The 15,895-nt window shown below is 74.4% G+C and carries 4 protein-coding genes; all 4 read left to right on the top strand.

Translation table 11 applies throughout. From position 1 onward, the window contains the following. Positions 1 to 417 precede the first annotated feature (417 nt). A complete protein-coding gene (locus ACZ51D_RS02480; RefSeq protein ID WP_465619434.1) occupies positions 418 to 1,659 on the top strand; it encodes a cytochrome P450 in 1,242 nt (413 codons plus the stop codon). A 90-nt stretch (positions 1,660 to 1,749) separates the two neighbouring features. Beyond that, positions 1,750 to 14,619, top strand: coding sequence for an amino acid adenylation domain-containing protein (locus ACZ51D_RS02475; RefSeq protein WP_465660904.1), 12,870 nt, complete (start codon positions 1,750 to 1,752; stop codon positions 14,617 to 14,619). Further along, positions 14,616 to 14,849, top strand: coding sequence for an MbtH family protein (locus ACZ51D_RS02470; protein ID WP_465619430.1), 234 nt, complete (start codon positions 14,616 to 14,618; stop codon positions 14,847 to 14,849). Before ACZ51D_RS02475 ends, ACZ51D_RS02470 begins: the two co-directional genes overlap by 4 nt. Further along, complete coding sequence (gene hppD / locus ACZ51D_RS02465; protein WP_465619428.1) at positions 14,846 to 15,892, top strand: 4-hydroxyphenylpyruvate dioxygenase; 1,047 nt, start codon at positions 14,846 to 14,848, stop codon at positions 15,890 to 15,892. Before ACZ51D_RS02470 ends, hppD begins: the two co-directional genes overlap by 4 nt. The last annotated feature ends 3 nt before the right edge of the window (positions 15,893 to 15,895 follow it).

Genomic DNA, 15,895 nt, shown 5'->3' with positions numbered 1-15,895 from the left:
GTTCCTCGACGTTCTCGAACAACAGTCCCGCAGGCACCGTTCCGCAGCGTACCCCGGCCAATAGAGTTCGCAAAGGCCTGGCCGGAACGCCGCCCTCCTGGCCGGAACCGTGCCCTCCGGTCGGGAAATCGGCGAAGACGGCACCGTCGGCGCCGTTCTCCCAGGTCAGACGACCCGTACCGACGCGCGGTCCTGACGTACCGTCGAAGATCACTCTTGACACTGCCGAGACAGGCTACCTAGGCTCCAGTTCCGTTGGCGTCAATTCGGGCTGCCCCTTCCGGTACTCGAATTCGACGATTCAGGGCGGTACGGGGGACTCCGTCTGAGTGGCCAGGCAAGCACGGCAGCCGGCCACTTTCAGCTCCTTTCGTCGCCGGCCCTCGTTAACCATTTCCTGCTCGCGGGGGCTATCTCATGACCGATCTCGCAGCTTTGACGAGCCTTTCCTACGACCAGCGCACCAAGGCGTTCCTGGAGTACCTGGACCGCGGTCGCGCCGCCGGCCCGGTGGCCAAGAGCTACCAGCCGGGTGTGTGGGAGGTGTTCGGCTACGACGAGGCACTCCAGGTGCTCGGCGACCACCGGACCTTCTCCAGTGACATGAACGACATGATCCCCGAGGACGAGCGGGAGCTGGCCAGCGCCGCCCAGGGCAACTTCCTCGGCGTCGACCCGCCCCACCACACCCGGATGCGTGAACTGGTGCGGCGCGCGTTCACGCCCAACGTCATCGCGAGTCTCGAACCGATCATCATCGAGACCGCGAACGAACTGCTGGACCAGATCGAGCTGTCGGCCGACGGCACCGGCACCTTCGACGTGGTGGCCGAGTACGCCGCCCCGCTGACCGCCCGGGTGATCGCCAAGCTCTTCGGCATCCCCGAGAAGGACCACGGGATGTTCACGGTCTGGGCGGACGCCCTGCTCGGCGCCAGGCCGGCCGGTGAGCTCGGCCGGGCCGACGAGTCCGCGGTGCGCGAACTGGGCGAGCTCGTCCGCTTCGCCTCCGCCTACCTCCTCGAGATCATCCACCAGCGCCGCGCCGAGCCCCAGGACGACCTGATCAGCGCCCTGGCGCAGGCGGAGGTCGACGGACGCTCCCTGGACGACCACGAAATCGTCGGCGTCATCGGCATGTTCGTGATCGCCGGACACCTGCCGTCCTCCGTGCTCGTCGGCAGCACCGTGATGAGTCTGGACAGCCACCCCGATGTCCTCGCCGAGGTCCGCTCCGACGTGGACCTCCTGCCCAAGGTCGTCGAGGAGGTGCTGCGCTGGCGCCCGCCGCTGGTGCGGGACCAGCGGGTGACGGCGTGTGAGACGGAGCTCGGCGGGGAGCGCATCCCGGCCGGCGCGGTGGTGTGCGTGTGGCTGCTCTCCGCCCAGCGCGACGCCGCCCACTTCGGCCGGGCCGAGGAGTTCGACATCCACCGGCCGAACCAGGGCCGGCACGTCGCCTTCGGCAAGGGCATCCACTACTGCCTGGGCGCGCCGCTGGCCCGCATGGAGGCGCGTATCGCGCTCACCGCCCTGCTGCAGCGCTTCGAGCAGATCGAGGTGCTGCCGGAGTCCGGCATCCAGTTCCACCCCTCGATCGGCGTCCTCGGCCCGGTCCGGCTGCCCGTCGCCGTGCGCCGCGCCACCCAGGCCGGCTGACCTCGCCGGGCCCGGGCCGCGACCGGCCCGGGCCCGGCGACCTCCGCACCGCTCTGTGCTCCACCCTGCCGTCCTCAGCGAGGGATCCCCATGGCGAATGACCGTCCCGCCCGCCCGCACCCGCTCAGCCCCGCGTATGTGATCTACACATCCGGCTCGACCGGACTGCCCAAGGGCACGGTGATCCCGGGCGAGAACCTCGTCAACCTGCTGACGGACTTCCAGCAGCGGCTGGACTTCGGCCCCGACGACCGCATGCTCGCGGTCACCACCTTCGGCTTCGACATCGCCAACCTGGAACTGCTGCTGCCGCTGCTGTCCGGCGGCGAACTGGTCCTCGCGGGGCAGGACGGCGCGCACGACCCGCAGACGCTCAAGCAGCTGATCACCGACGCCGGAGTGACGGCCGTCCAGGCCACGCCCACACTGTGGCGCAGCATGCTGGACCACGGTCCGGACGGCCTGGCGGGGCTGAAGGTGCTGGTCGGCGGCGAGGCGCTGCCCGAGGGCCTGGCCCGGGAGCTGGGCGAGGCGGCCGCCGAGGTCACCAACGTCTACGGCCCGACCGAGACCACCATCTGGTCGACGGCGGCCACCGTCGACCCCGGAACTCCCGGCCGTCCGCCGATCGGACGCCCGCTCGCGAACACCCGCACCTACGTGCTCGACCGCGCGCTGCGCCCCGCGCCCACCGACGCCACCGGCGAGCTGTTCATCGCGGGCGCCGGCGTGGCCCGCGGGTACCTGAACCGGCCCGGGCTGACCGCCGAACGCTTCGTGGCCGACCCCTTCGGCCCGCCCGGATCCCGGATGTACCGCACCGGGGACCTGGTCCGCCGGCGCGACGACGGCAGCCTGGAGTACCTCGGCCGGACCGACGGCCAGGTCAAGGTCCGGGGCTTCCGGATCGAGCTCGGCGAGGTCGAACACGCGCTCACCGACCACCCCGAGGTGGCCCAGGCCGCCGTCGTGGTCCGGGACCTCGGCTCCGGCGGGCCGGTCCTGACCGGCTACGCCGTGCCCGTCCCCGGCACCGCCCCGGACCCGGCCGTGCTGCGCGACCACCTCGCCCGCCGGCTGCCCGGCCACATGGTCCCCACCGTCCTGACCGTCCTCGACGCGCTGCCGCTGACCCCCAACGGCAAGCTGGACCGCAAGGCGCTGCCGGCCCCCGACCTCGGCCCGGCCGGGCCCGGACGCCGGCCGCGCACCCCGCAGGAGGAGATCCTCTGCGAGCTGTTCGCCGAGGTCCTCGAAGTTTCCCGGGTGGGACTGGACGACGACTTCTTCCAGCTCGGCGGCCACTCCCTGCTCGCCACCCGCCTGGTGAACGCCCTGCGCTCGCGACTGCGCGTGGAGATCCCGGTGCGCACCCTCTTCGAGGCGCCCACCGTCGCCGCCCTCGCCGCGCGGATCGACGGCTCGGCCGGCGCGCGCACGCCCCTCGCCCCCGCGGCACGACCCGCGCGGATCCCGCTGTCCTTCGGGCAGCGCCGGCTCTGGTTCATCAACCGGCTGGCGGACGACGGCTCCGCGTACCACATGCAGAGCGTGCTGCGGCTGCGCGGCGAACTCGACCGCACGGCGCTCGCGGCGGCCCTCGCCGATGTCGCCGCGCGCCACGAGGCCCTGCGCACCGTCTTCCCCGAGGTCGACGGCGAGCCCCACCAGCTCGTCCTCGACCCGCAGGAGGGTCGCCCCGTCCTGACCGTGACGGAGAGCGGCGAGGCGGACCTGCCCGGCCGGCTGCGCGCCGCCGCGGCCGAGGCCTTCGACCTCACCCGCGAAGCCCCCCTGCGCGCCCACCTGTTCGCGCTGTCGCCGACCGAGCACGTGCTGCTGCTCGTCCAGCACCACATCGCCGCCGACGGCTGGTCCCTGACCGTGCTCGCCCGTGACCTCGCCGCGGCCTACCGGAGCAGGAGCCGTGGCCAGGAGCCCGGCTGGCGTCCGCTCCCGGTCCAGTACGCGGACTACACCCTGTGGCAGCGCGAGGTCCTCGGCCGGCCCGACGACCCGGCGAGCGTCCTCGCGGCGCAGACCGGCTACTGGCAGGACGCGCTGCGCGCACTGCCCGAGCAGACCGTGCTGCCCACGGACCGGCCGCGCCCGCGCGAGGCCGGCTTCCACGGCGAGACGGTCGCCCTCAGCCTGGACGCCGAACTCCACCGGCAGCTGCTCGACCTCGCCCACCGGCACAACGCCAGCCTCTTCATGGTGCTGCAGGCCGCGCTGGCCGCCCTGTGCACCCGGCTCGGCGCGGGCACCGACATCCCGATCGGCTCGCCCATCTCGGGGCGGACGGACGCCGCCCTCGAGGACCTGATCGGCTTCTTCGTCAACACCCTGGTGCTGCGCACCCGTACCTCGGGCGACCCCCGCTTCACCGAACTGCTGACGGCGGTCCGGGACAACGCCCTGGCCGCCTACGCCCACCAGGACCTTCCCTTCGAGCGCCTGGTCGAGATCCTCAAGCCGGAGCGCTCGCTGTCCCAGCACCCGCTCTTCCAGGTCTTCCTCGCGCTTCAGAACACCCCCGACGCCGACCTCCGCTTCGCCGACCTGGACGTGACCCTGGCCGAGGAGCCGCTGCCGTCGGCCAAGTTCGACCTGGCGTTCAACCTCTCCGAGCGCTTCCGCGAGGGCCGGCTGGCGGACGGCGTCCAGGGCACCGTCGAGTACCGCACCGACATCTTCGACCGTGCCACCGTCGAAACCGTCGTCGAGCGGCTGACCCGCTTCCTCCGGGCCGTCGCGGCCGACCCGCGCCGGCGGATCGGAGCCGTGGAGATCCTCGGCGAGGACGAACGCCGTCGGCTGCTCGCCGGTACCCCCGCGCAGGTCACCGGCGCCGAGGAGGTGCTGCACGTCCGGTTCTCCCGCACGGCCGCGGAGCACCCCGACGGGGTCGCCCTGCGCGCCGGGGACCGGGAGCTGACGTACCGGGACGTGGACCGGCGGGCCGACGCGTTGGCCCGCTCCCTGAGGGCTCAGGGCGTCGGACCGGAGAGCCGGGTCGCCGTCTTCCTGGAGCGCTCCCCGGAACTGGTCGTGTCGATGCTCGCCGTCTGGAAGGCCGGCGGGGTCTGCGTCCCGCTGCACGAGGCGTACCCGGCGGAGCGGCTCGAATACGTCATGGCGGACACCGCGGCGTCCGTGCTGCTGACCGACCGGGCCATGCTCGCCCGGGAGTTCCGGCACGAGGCGCGGGTCGTCGTGGTGGAGGCCGGCCGGCTGGCGGCGGATGCCGCCGCGACCGGCCCCGACCTGCCGGTCGTCCACCCGGACCAGCTCGCCACCATCATGTACACCTCCGGCTCCACCGGTCTGCCCAAGGGCGTGGCCGTCGCGCACCGGGACGTGGTGGCCCTCGTCGACGACCCGTGCTGGGACTCCGGCAACCACGAGCGCGTGCTCATGCACGCCCCGTACGCCTTCGACATCAGCGACTACGAGCTGTGGGTGCCGCTGCTGGCCGGGAACGAGGTGGTGCTCGCCCCGCCCGGACCGCTGGACACCGCCGCCATCGCCCGGCTGATCGCGGACGAGAAGATCACCGCCGTGCACTTCACCGCCGGGCTCCTGCGGGTCGTGGCCGAGGACGCGCCCGAGTGCCTGGCCACCGTCCGCGAGGTGCTCACCGGTGGCGACGTCGTCTCGCCGATCGCGGTCCAGCGCGTCCTGGAGCACGCGCCCGGAGCGGTCGTGCGCCAGCTGTACGGGCCCACCGAGATGACGCTGTGCGCCACCCACCACGAGTTGCGGTCGCCGTACACCGCCGACGTCCGGGTGCCGCTCGGGCGGCCGCTGGCCGGCACCCGGGTCTACGTGCTGGACGAGTGGCTGCGGCCGGTCCCGCCGGGAGTGACCGGCGAGGTCTGGCTGGCCGGGACCGGTCTCGCCCGCGGCTACCTCAACCGGGCCGGCCTGACCGCCGAGCGGTTCGTCGCCGATCCCTTCGGGGCGCCCGGAAGCCGGATGTACCGGACCGGCGACCTCGCGCGCTGGAACGGCAGCCGGCAGCTGGAGTTCATGGGCCGCGGCGACGACCAGGTCAAGATCCGCGGCTTCCGGGTGGAGCCCGGAGAGGTCGCCGCGGTGCTGGCGGACCACCCCGAGGTCTCCGAGGCCGAGGTGCTGGCACGCACCGACCACCGCGGCGAACGGCAACTGGTCGCCTACGTCGTCGCCGGCGGCCTGCGGCCCGCCGAACAGGAGGCCGGGGCGGTCCAGCACGTCGCCGAGTGGCGGCAGATCTACGACGGCATGTACGACGGCGCCCGCTCCGCCGCCTTCGGCTCGGACTTCTCCGGCTGGGAGAGCAGCTACGACGGCCGGCCGATCCCGCTGGACGAGATGGACGAGTGGCGCCGCTCCACCGTCGAGCGGATCCGCGAACTGCGCCCGCGGCACGTGCTGGAGGTCGGGGTGGGCAGCGGCCTGATCCTGTCCCAGCTGTACGACGAGTGCGAGTCGTACTGGGCCACCGACTTCTCCGAGCAGGCGATCCGCACGCTCCGCGCCCACCTGGGAGCCCACCCCACCGTACGGTTGAGCACCCAGACCGCCGACGACCTCACCGGCCTGCCCGCCGGGCACTTCGACACGATCGTCATCAACTCGGTGGTGCAGTACTTCCCCGACGCCGACTACCTGCGGCGCGTGCTGACCGCACTCACCACCCTGCTCGCCCCCGGCGGTTCGCTGTTCGTGGGCGACGTGCGGAACCTGGACCTGCTGCACACCTTCCACACCGGCGTCGAACTGGTGCGCGCCGACGACGCCGAGGACGCCTCCGAACTCCGGCGCCGGGCCCGGCGCCGGGCGGAGCGCGAGAAGGAACTCCTGGTGGCGCCCGGCTACTTCCACAGGTTCGCCCGGGCCGCCGACGGCCTCGCCGGCGCCGACGTCCGCGTCAAGCGCGGCCACGCCCACAACGAACTGACCCGCTACCGCTACGACGTCGTGCTGCACGCCGCCGTGGACGCGCCGGTGCCGCCGGTCGAGGCGACCACCCTGCGCTGGACGCAGGACGTCACCGACCTGGCGGACCTCCAGGCCCACCTCGCGCAGCACCGGCCGGCGAACCTGCGGGTGACCGGCGTGCCGGACGGCCGTACCGGGCCGGAGACGGCGGCCGCCGCCGCCCTGGACGCGGGCGAGCCGCTCGCCCGGGTGCGGGCCCGGCTCGCGCAGGCCGTCGGAGTCGACCCCGCGCTGCTGTACGAGCTGGGCGACCGGCTCGGCTACCGGACGGCCGTCACCTGGTCGCCGTCCGGCCCCGGCGGCCTGCTCGACGTGCTCTTCGCCGACGCCTCCGGGCCCACCGGCCCGGTCCTGCCGACCGGATGGGCCGAGCCCGCCACCGAGGACGAGACGGCCCGCGACACCAACGCGCCGCTGCTGTTCCAGCAGGCCGGGCGGCTCGCCAAGGCCCTCCGGGCGCACGTCGGCACCCGGCTGCCGGCGTACATGGTTCCGGCGGCGTTCATGGTGCTGGAACGCCTTCCGGTCACCGCGAACGGCAAGCTCGACCGTGCGGCCCTCCCGGAACCCGACCGGGAGGTGCAGGCCGGTTCGGGCGCGCCGCGCTCGCCGCGCGAGGAGACGCTCTGCGCGCTGTTCGCCGACGTGCTCGGGCTGCCCGAGGCGGGCATCGAGGACGACTTCTTCCAGCTCGGCGGGCACTCGCTGCTGGCCATCCGGCTGGTCAACGCGATCCGTTCCGCGTTCGGCGCCGAACTGGACGTGCGGACCGTGTTCGAGGCCCCCACCGTCGCGGCGCTCGCCGAGCGGCTCGACCGGGCCGCCCCGGCGCAGGCCCCGCTGGTCCCGATGGACCGGCCGGACCCGCTGCCGGTGTCGTTCGCCCAGCGCCGGCTGTGGTTCCTGCACCGGCTGGAGGAACACGGCGGCGCCTACAACATTCCGATCGCGCTGCGGCTGTCCGGCCCCGTGCGGGAGCGCGAACTGCGCCTGGCCCTGCACGATCTGGTGGTGCGACACGAGTCGCTGCGCACGGTCTTCGCCGAGGTGGACGGCGAACCGGTGCAGCGGATCCTGGACCCGGCGCAGGCGCGGCCCGACCTCGCCGTGGTGGACACCGACGCCGACGCGCTCGAACGGTCGCTGCCGGCCGAGGCCGCCCGCGGCCACGACCTCGGCGCCGAACTCCCGTTGCGCGCGACGCTCTTCCGACTGACGCCCACCGATCACGTGCTGCTCGTGGTGCTGCACCACATCGCCGGCGACGGCTGGTCGATGGACCCGCTGGCCCACGACCTCGGCACCGCCTACGCGGCGCGCCTGGCCGACCGGGCACCGGAGTTCCCGCCGCTGCCCGTCCAGTACGCCGACTACGCGCTGTGGCAGCGTGCCGTGCTCGGCAGCGAGCAGGACCCGGACAGCCGGATCAGCGGCCAGATCGCCTACTGGCGCGACAGGCTGGCCGGGCTGCCGGAGGGCCTGGAGCTGCCGACCGACCGGCCGCGGCCGCCCGAGTTCAGCTACCGGGGCGCGGAGGTCGCCTTCCGGCTGCCGGCCGAACTGCACGCGGACCTGCTCGGCCTGGCCCGCGAGCACGGCGCCACCCTCTTCATGGTCCTGCACGCCGCCCTCGCGGCGCTGCTGACCAGGCTGGGAGCCGGCACCGACCTGCCGATCGGCACCCCGGTCGCCGGGCGCGCCGACGCCTCGCTGGAGCGGCTCGTCGGTTTCTTCGTCAACACCCTGGTCCTGCGCACCGACACCGGCGGCAACCCGGCCTTCGGCGACCTGCTCCGGCAGGTGGCCGCGGACGACCTGGAGGCCTACGCCCACCAGGACGTCCCGTTCGAGCGGTTGGTCGAGGTGCTGGCGCCGCCGCGGTCCTTGGCGCGGCACCCGCTGTTCCAGGTGATGCTGGCGCTGCAGCCCGGCGGCGGCGACGCGGTGACCCTGCCGGGGCTCGACGTCACCGGGCAGCGGATCCCCCAGCGGACGGCCAAGTTCGACCTCGACGTCCAGTTGCGCGAGACCCGCTCACCGGCGGGCGAACCGGCCGGTGTCGAGGGCACCATGGGCTACTGCGCGGACCTGTTCGACGCGGCGAGCGCTGCCGCGCTGGCCGACCGGCTGATCCGGTTCCTGAGCGCGGTGGCCGGCGACCCGGCCCTGCCGATCGGGGACGTCGACATCCTGACGCCCCAGGAGCGGCCCCGGCCCGCCGACGCGCAGCCGTCCGGCCCGGCGCACTTCGACCCGGTGCCGCTGCGCTTCGCGGCGCAGGCCCGGCGCACGCCCGCGGCGCCCGCGGTCAGCTCTGCGGGCCGCACCCTGTCCTACGCCGAACTCGACGCCGAAGCCGACCGCCTGGCCCGGCTCCTGGTCGCCGGCGGCGCCGGTCCGGAGCGCGTGATCGCCGTGGCGCTGCCGCGCTCGGAGCGGATGCTGGTCGCGGTGCTCGCGGTGCTGAAGTCCGGCGCGGCGTACCTTCCGGTGGACCGTGCCCAGCCGGCCGAGCGGATCGCCTTCGCCTGCGCCGACGCCCGGCCGATCCTGATGATCACCGAGGGCGAGCCGGTGCCGGGGATGCCCGAGCCGTCCGTGCTGCCCCGGGTCCGGCTGGACGACCCCGCGGTTCTGGCCGCCCTCGCCGACGCGCTCTCCGCCGACGCCGACGCCCGCTCCGCCGTGGAGCGGTGCGCGGCGATCGCGGCGGACTCGCCCGCGTACGTCATCTACACTTCCGGCTCCACCGGGCGGCCCAAGGGCGTCGTGGTTCCGCACGGCAGCATGGCCCGGCTGCTGGACTGGGCGGCGGACCGCTTCGGGGCCGAGGGACTGGCGGACGTCCTGGCCGCCACCTCGCTCTCCTTCGACGTCTCGGTGTTCGAGCTGTTCGCGCCACTGCTGACCGGCGGTCACGTCGAGATCGTGCGCGACCTGCTGGAACTGGCCGAACGGCCCTGGTCGGGCAGCCTGGTCAGCGGCGTGCCGTCGGTGTTCGCCGCGCTGCTCGCCGGTGGCGAGGTCGCCTTCTCCGCCCGGACCCTGGTGATGGCCGGCGAGGCACTGCCGGAGCACCTGGTCCGGGAGGTGCGCCGCCTGCTGCCCGGCACGCGGCTGGCCAACATCTACGGCCCGACCGAGGCCACCGTCTACGCGACCGCCTGGTACTCGGAGGACGAGGAGGCCACCGGCGAGGAGACCGCCGCGCCGCCGATCGGCCGGCCCCTGCCGCACGTGCGCGCCCACGTCCTGGACGAGCGGCTGCGACCGGTCCCCACCGGGGTCCGCGGCGAGCTGTACCTGGCGGGCCCGGGTCTGGCCCGCGGCTACCTCCGCCGTCCCGCGCTGACCTCCGAGCGCTTCGTCGCCGACCCCTTCGGCGGGCCGGGCGCCCGGATGTACCGCACCGGCGACCTGGTGCGCCGCCGCCCGGACGGCGCCCTGGACTACCTCGGCCGCACCGACGACCAGGTCAAGGTGCGCGGCTTCCGGATCGAACTCGGCGAGATCGAGAACGTCCTGACCCGCCACCCGGCGGTGACCGCCGCCGCGGTCAGCGCCGTGGCCGACCCGGCCGGCGAACGGCGCCTGGTGGCCCACGTGGCCGTGCGCCCGGGCAGCGGGGCGACCGGCGCGGAACTCGCCGCGCACGCCGCCGCCGCGCTGCCGGAGTACATGGTGCCGACGGCGTTCGTCCTGCTGGACGCGCTGCCGACGAACGCCAACGGCAAGCTCGACCGCAACGCCCTCCCGGCCCCGGACCTCACCGCCCGCGCCGCCGGCGGCCGGGCGCGCGACCCGCGCGAGGAGCTGATGGGCGAGCTGTTCGCCCAGGTGCTCGCGGTGCCCTCGGTCGGCCCGGACGACGGCTTCTTCGCGCTCGGCGGGCACAGCCTGCTGGCCACCCGGCTCGGCAACGCCGTCCGCTCCGCGTTCGGGGTCGAACTCCCGCTGCGCGCCGTCTTCGAGACGCCGACCCCGGCCGGCCTGGTGGCTCGGCTGGACACCGCGGACAGCGCCCGCCCGGTGCTCGTCCCCGCCGACCGCCCCGCGGTGATCCCGCTGTCCTACGCCCAGCAGCGGCTGTGGTTCCTCAACCGGCTCGACGGCGGCTCGGGGGCGTACAACATCCCGCTGGCCCTGCGGCTGTCCGGGGAGCTCGACCCGGCGGCGCTGGACGCCGCACTGCGGGACGTGGTGGAACGGCACGAGGCCCTGCGCACCGTCTTCCCGGACCACGACGGCGACCCGCACCAGCGGATCCTCGCCGCCGAGGACGGCCCGGTCGCCCTCGTCACGGTGCCGGTCACCGACGCGGAGCTGCCCGCCGTGCTGACCGCCGCGACCCGCGCCGGCTTCGACCTCGCCGTCGAACCGCCGCTGCGCACCGCGCTGTTCCGGCTCTCGCCGACCGAGCACGTCCTGCTCCTGGTGCTGCACCACATCGCCGGCGACGGCTCCTCGTACGCCCCGCTCGCCCGCGACCTCACCACCGCCTACCGGGACCGCTCGGCGGGCCGGGCCCCGCAGTGGGAGCCGCTGGCGGTCCAGTACGCGGACTACACGCTCTGGCAGCGGGACCTGCTCGGCACCGAGGACGACCCGGACAGCGCCATCGCCCGGCAGCTCGCCCACTGGCGGAACGCCCTGGCGGACCTGCCGGAGGAGCTGACGCTGCCCGCCGACCGTCCGCGCCCCACGGTGCCCGGCCACCGGGGCGGCCACGTGCCGCTCGACCTGGACGCGCGGCTGCACCGGAAGCTGACCGAGCTGTCCCGGCGCGAGGGCGTCACCACCTTCATGGTCTTCCAGGCCGCGCTCGCGGCGCTGCTCACCCGGCTCGGCGCCGGGACGGACATCCCGATCGGCAGCCCGCTGGCGGGCCGCGGCGACCAGGCGCTCGACCAGCTGGTGGGCTTCTTCGCCAACACCGTGGTGCTGCGCACCGACACCTCCGGCGATCCGGACTTCGTCACGCTGCTGCACCGGGTCCGCACCGCCGCGCTGGCCGCCTACGCCCACCAGGACGTGCCGTTCGAGCGGCTGGTCGAGGTGCTGAGCCCGACCCGCTCGGTGTCCCGGCACCCGCTCTTCCAGGTCCTGCTGGTGCTGCAGAACACCGAGCCGCCGCGGTTCGACCTGGACGGCCTGACGATCACCCAGCCGGAGGTGGACCCCGGCACTGCCAGGTTCGACCTGGACGTCTCCCTCGGCGAGAGCCACACGCCGGAGGGCCTGGCGGCCGGCGTGCGGGGCAGCATCCGGTACAACGCGGACCTGTTCGACGAGGCCACCGTGACCGCGCTGGCCGGCCGCCTGGTGGCCCTGCTGGCCGCCGTGGCGGACGACCCGCGGGCGCCGATCGGCTCCCTGGACGTGCTGCTGCCGCCCGAGCGGCTCGACCTCGAGCGGTGGTCCGCCGCTCCGGAGCCCCCGGTCCCCGCGCGGACGATGCCGGAGCTGTTCCAGGGGCAGGTGGCGCGCACGCCGGACCGTACGGCGCTGCGCTCCGGCGACGACACCCTGTCGTACGCGGAGCTGAACCGCCGGGCCAACCGGCTGGCGCACCACCTCCGTTCGCTCGGGGTGGGCCCGGAGAGCACCGTGGCGCTGCTGCTGCCGCGCTCGCCCGAGCAGGTGACCGCCGTGCTGGCCGTGCTCAAGGCGGGCGGTGCCTTCCTGCCGGTGGACCCGGACTACCCGGCCGAGCGGATCCGGCACATGCTGGCCGACGCCCGGCCGTCCCGGGTGCTCGCCCTGCGCTCGACGGCCGACCGGCTGCCGGAGCCGGCCGCCGCGCTGGTGCTCGACGACCCGCTCACCGCGCGGACGCTCGACGCGGCACCGGACACCGACCCGGCCGACCAGGACCGCACCACCGCGCTGCTGACCGCCCATCCGGCGTACGTCATCCACACCTCGGGCTCCACCGGCCGCCCGAACGGGGTGGTGGTGACCCACGAGGGCATCGCCAACCTGGCGGCTCGGCAGATCGACCGGTTCCAGGTCACCGCGGCGGACCGGGTGCTGCAGTTCGCCTCGCCGAGCTTCGATGGGGCCTTCTCCGAACTGTGCATGGCGCTGCTGTCCGGTGCCGAACTGGTGCTGGCCACCAGGGAGGAACTGATGCCGGGCCGCCCGCTGGCCGAGCTGATCGCCCGGCACCGCATCACCCACGTGACCCTGCCGCCGGTGGCGCTGTCGGTCCTGCCGCCGGACGGGCTGGCGACGGTCCGCACCCTGGCCGTGGCCGGCGACGCGATGCCCGCCGACGCGGTGCGCCGCTGGGGCTCCGGACGGCGCCTGATCAACGCGTACGGGCCGACCGAGACGACCGTGTGCGCCACCATGAGCGAGCCGCTGACCGGCCAGGACCGCCCGTCGATCGGCCGTCCCATCGGCGGCGCCGGCGTGCGGGTCCTCGACGAGCGGCTGCGGCCCGTGCCGCCGGGAGTCGCCGGGGAGCTGTACGTGAGCGGTCCCGGCCTGGCCCGCGGCTACCTCGGCCGGCCCGGGCTGACCGCGCAGCGGTTCCTGCCCGATCCGTTCGGCCCGCCGGGCTCGCGGATGTACCGCACCGGTGACCTGGTCCGCTGGGACCGCGAGGGCCGCCTGCACTTCCTCGGCCGCGCCGACCACCAGCTCTCGGTGCGCGGGTTCCGGGTGGAGCCGGGCGAGATCGAGGCCGCGCTGCTCGACCATCCGGCCGTCGCCCAGGCCGTGCTGACCGTCCGCGAGGACGGCCGGGGCGAGCCGCGGCTGATCGGCTACGCCGTACCGCACGGTGACGCGCCGGACCCGGCCGCACTGCGCGCGCACGCGGCCGAACTGTTGCCCGCCCACATGGTCCCGGCCGCGGTGATCGTCCTGCCGGCCCTTCCGGTCACGCCGAACGGCAAGCTGGACCGGGCCGCGCTGCCGGAGCCGGACTTCTCCGGACAGCCGGACCGCGCCGCACGCAGCCCCCGCGAAGCCGTCCTGCGCGAGCTCTTCGCGGAGGTCCTCGGCGCCCCCGCCCTCGGGGTCCACGACAGCTTCTTCGACGCCGGCGGCCACTCCATGCTGGCCGCCCGGCTGATCGACCGGGTCCACACCGCGCTGGGCCTCGACCTCGGCCTGCGGCTGCTGTTCGAGTCCCCGTCGGTCGCGGAGCTGGCGGCCGCCCTGGACGCTGCCGCGGACGGGTCCCGGCGCGGCGACGACTGGGACGTCCTGCTGCCGCTGCGGCCGGACGGCGCGGGCGCCCCGGTGTTCTGCGTCCATCCGGCGGCCGGCCTCGGCTGGTCCTTCGCCGGACTCGCCCGGTACCTGGACGCCCGGCACCCGCTGTACGCGCTGCAGTCGCCGGGGCTGGACGGCGGCCCGGACCACCTCCCGGCGACGGTGGCCGACACGGCGGCGGCGTACGTCGCCGAGATCCGCCGGGTCGCTCCGCAGGGTCCGTACCACCTGCTCGGCTGGTCGGCGGGCGGTCTGATCGCCCACGAGATGGCCGTGCAGCTCCAGGCGGCCGGCGAACAGGTGGGTCTGCTCGCGGTGCTGGACGGCTACCCGCTGGCCGACCTGGCCCCGGTCGCCGTCCCGTCGCCCGAGGAGGTCGCCGAGGCGGTACAGCGGGAGACCGCCGGCCTGCAGCTCGACGACCGGGTCCGGGACAACCTGGCGGCCGTGTACCTGGGCGTCGCCCGGGCCGCCCAGGCGTTCACCCCGGGCGTCTTCCACGGGGAGCTGTTGCACTTCGCCGCGACGCAGGACCGGGATCAGGGCCGAGGTCAGGACGGGGATCAGGACCGACTCGAGGCGAAGCTCTGGGAGCCGCACCTCGACGGCCCGCTGCGACGGCACGAAGTCGCCTGCGGGCACGAGGAGATGACCCGGCCGCAGGCCCTCCGCGTGATCGGCCCGGCACTCGCGGACCGGCTCCGGGAACTCACCGCATCCGCACACCACACAGGGGGAACCAACCGATGACCAATCCCTTCGAGGACGACGACGCCACCTACCTCGTGCTGCGCAACGCCGAGGGCCAGTACTCGCTGTGGCCCGCGTTCGCCGAGGTGCCGGCCGGCTGGGAGGCCGTCCACGGCGAGGCCGACCGCCAGTCCTGCATCGACCACGTGAACGAGCACTGGACCGACATGCGTCCCGACAGCCTGATCGCGGCGATGGACGCCGCCGCGAGTGGGAGCGCCGCGCTGTGAACACCGACCGCAGCCACTTCGAGAACCTGACTGTCGATCACATCCGGTTCTGCGTCGACGACCTGGACGCCCGGACCGCCGAGTTCGTCCGCGGCTACGGGCTGACCGTCACGGACGAGCCGGACCCGACCGGTGCGGAGCACACCGCCGTCCTCGCCCGGGGCGACATCCGCCTGGTGCTCAGCCGGCCGCCGCACGACGAGCATCCGGACGCCGTCTACACCCGGCGCCACGGCGACGGCGTCGCGGACATCGCGCTGGGCACCGCGGACGCCGCCGGCGCCTTCGCCGAGGCGGTTCGCCGCGGCGCCCGTCCGCTTGTCGAGCCGGTGGAGAAGGACGGGGTCGTCACCGCGTCCGTGGCCGGATTCGGCGACGTGGCCCACACCTTCGTCCAGCGGCCCGCGGCCCGGCCGGCCGCCGACGTGGCGGCGACGACCGACGCGGCGGTGACCGACACCGGCCTGCGGTACGTGGACCACTTCGCCGTGTGCGTGGAGGCCGGCGAACTCGACGCCACGGTGGAGTTCTACGAGCGGGTCCTGGACTTCCGGATGATCTTCGAGGAGCGGATGGTCATCGGCGCCCAGGCCATGAACTCCAAGGTGGTGCAGAGCGGTTCCGGCCTGGTCACGCTGACCGTCATCGAGCCGGACACCACCCGCGACCCGGGACAGATCGACGGGTTCCTCAAGAACCACGGCGGCGCCGGCGTCCAGCACGTCGCCTTCGCCACCGACGACATCATGCGCACCGTCACGACGATGCGCTCGGCCGGCGTCGAGTTCCTCGACACCCCCGACGCGTACTACGGCAAGCTGCCCGAGCGGCTGGCGCTGTCCCGCCACTCCTCCGAGCAGCTCGGCAGTCTGCGCATCCTGGCCGACGAGGACCACGCCGGACAGCTGTTCCAGATCTTCACCCGCTCCACGCACCGGCACCAGACGCTGTTCTTCGAGGTCATCGAACGAGCCGGGGCCACCACGTTCGGCAGCGGCAACATCCGCGCGCTGTACGAGGCCGTGGCAGCGGAGGACGAATGAGGA

The sequence above is a fragment of the Kitasatospora sp. NPDC033851 genome (assembly GCF_055576085.1).
The sequence above is the reverse complement of the archived record's forward strand: the minus strand, read 5'-3'. Positions and strand labels throughout refer to the sequence as shown.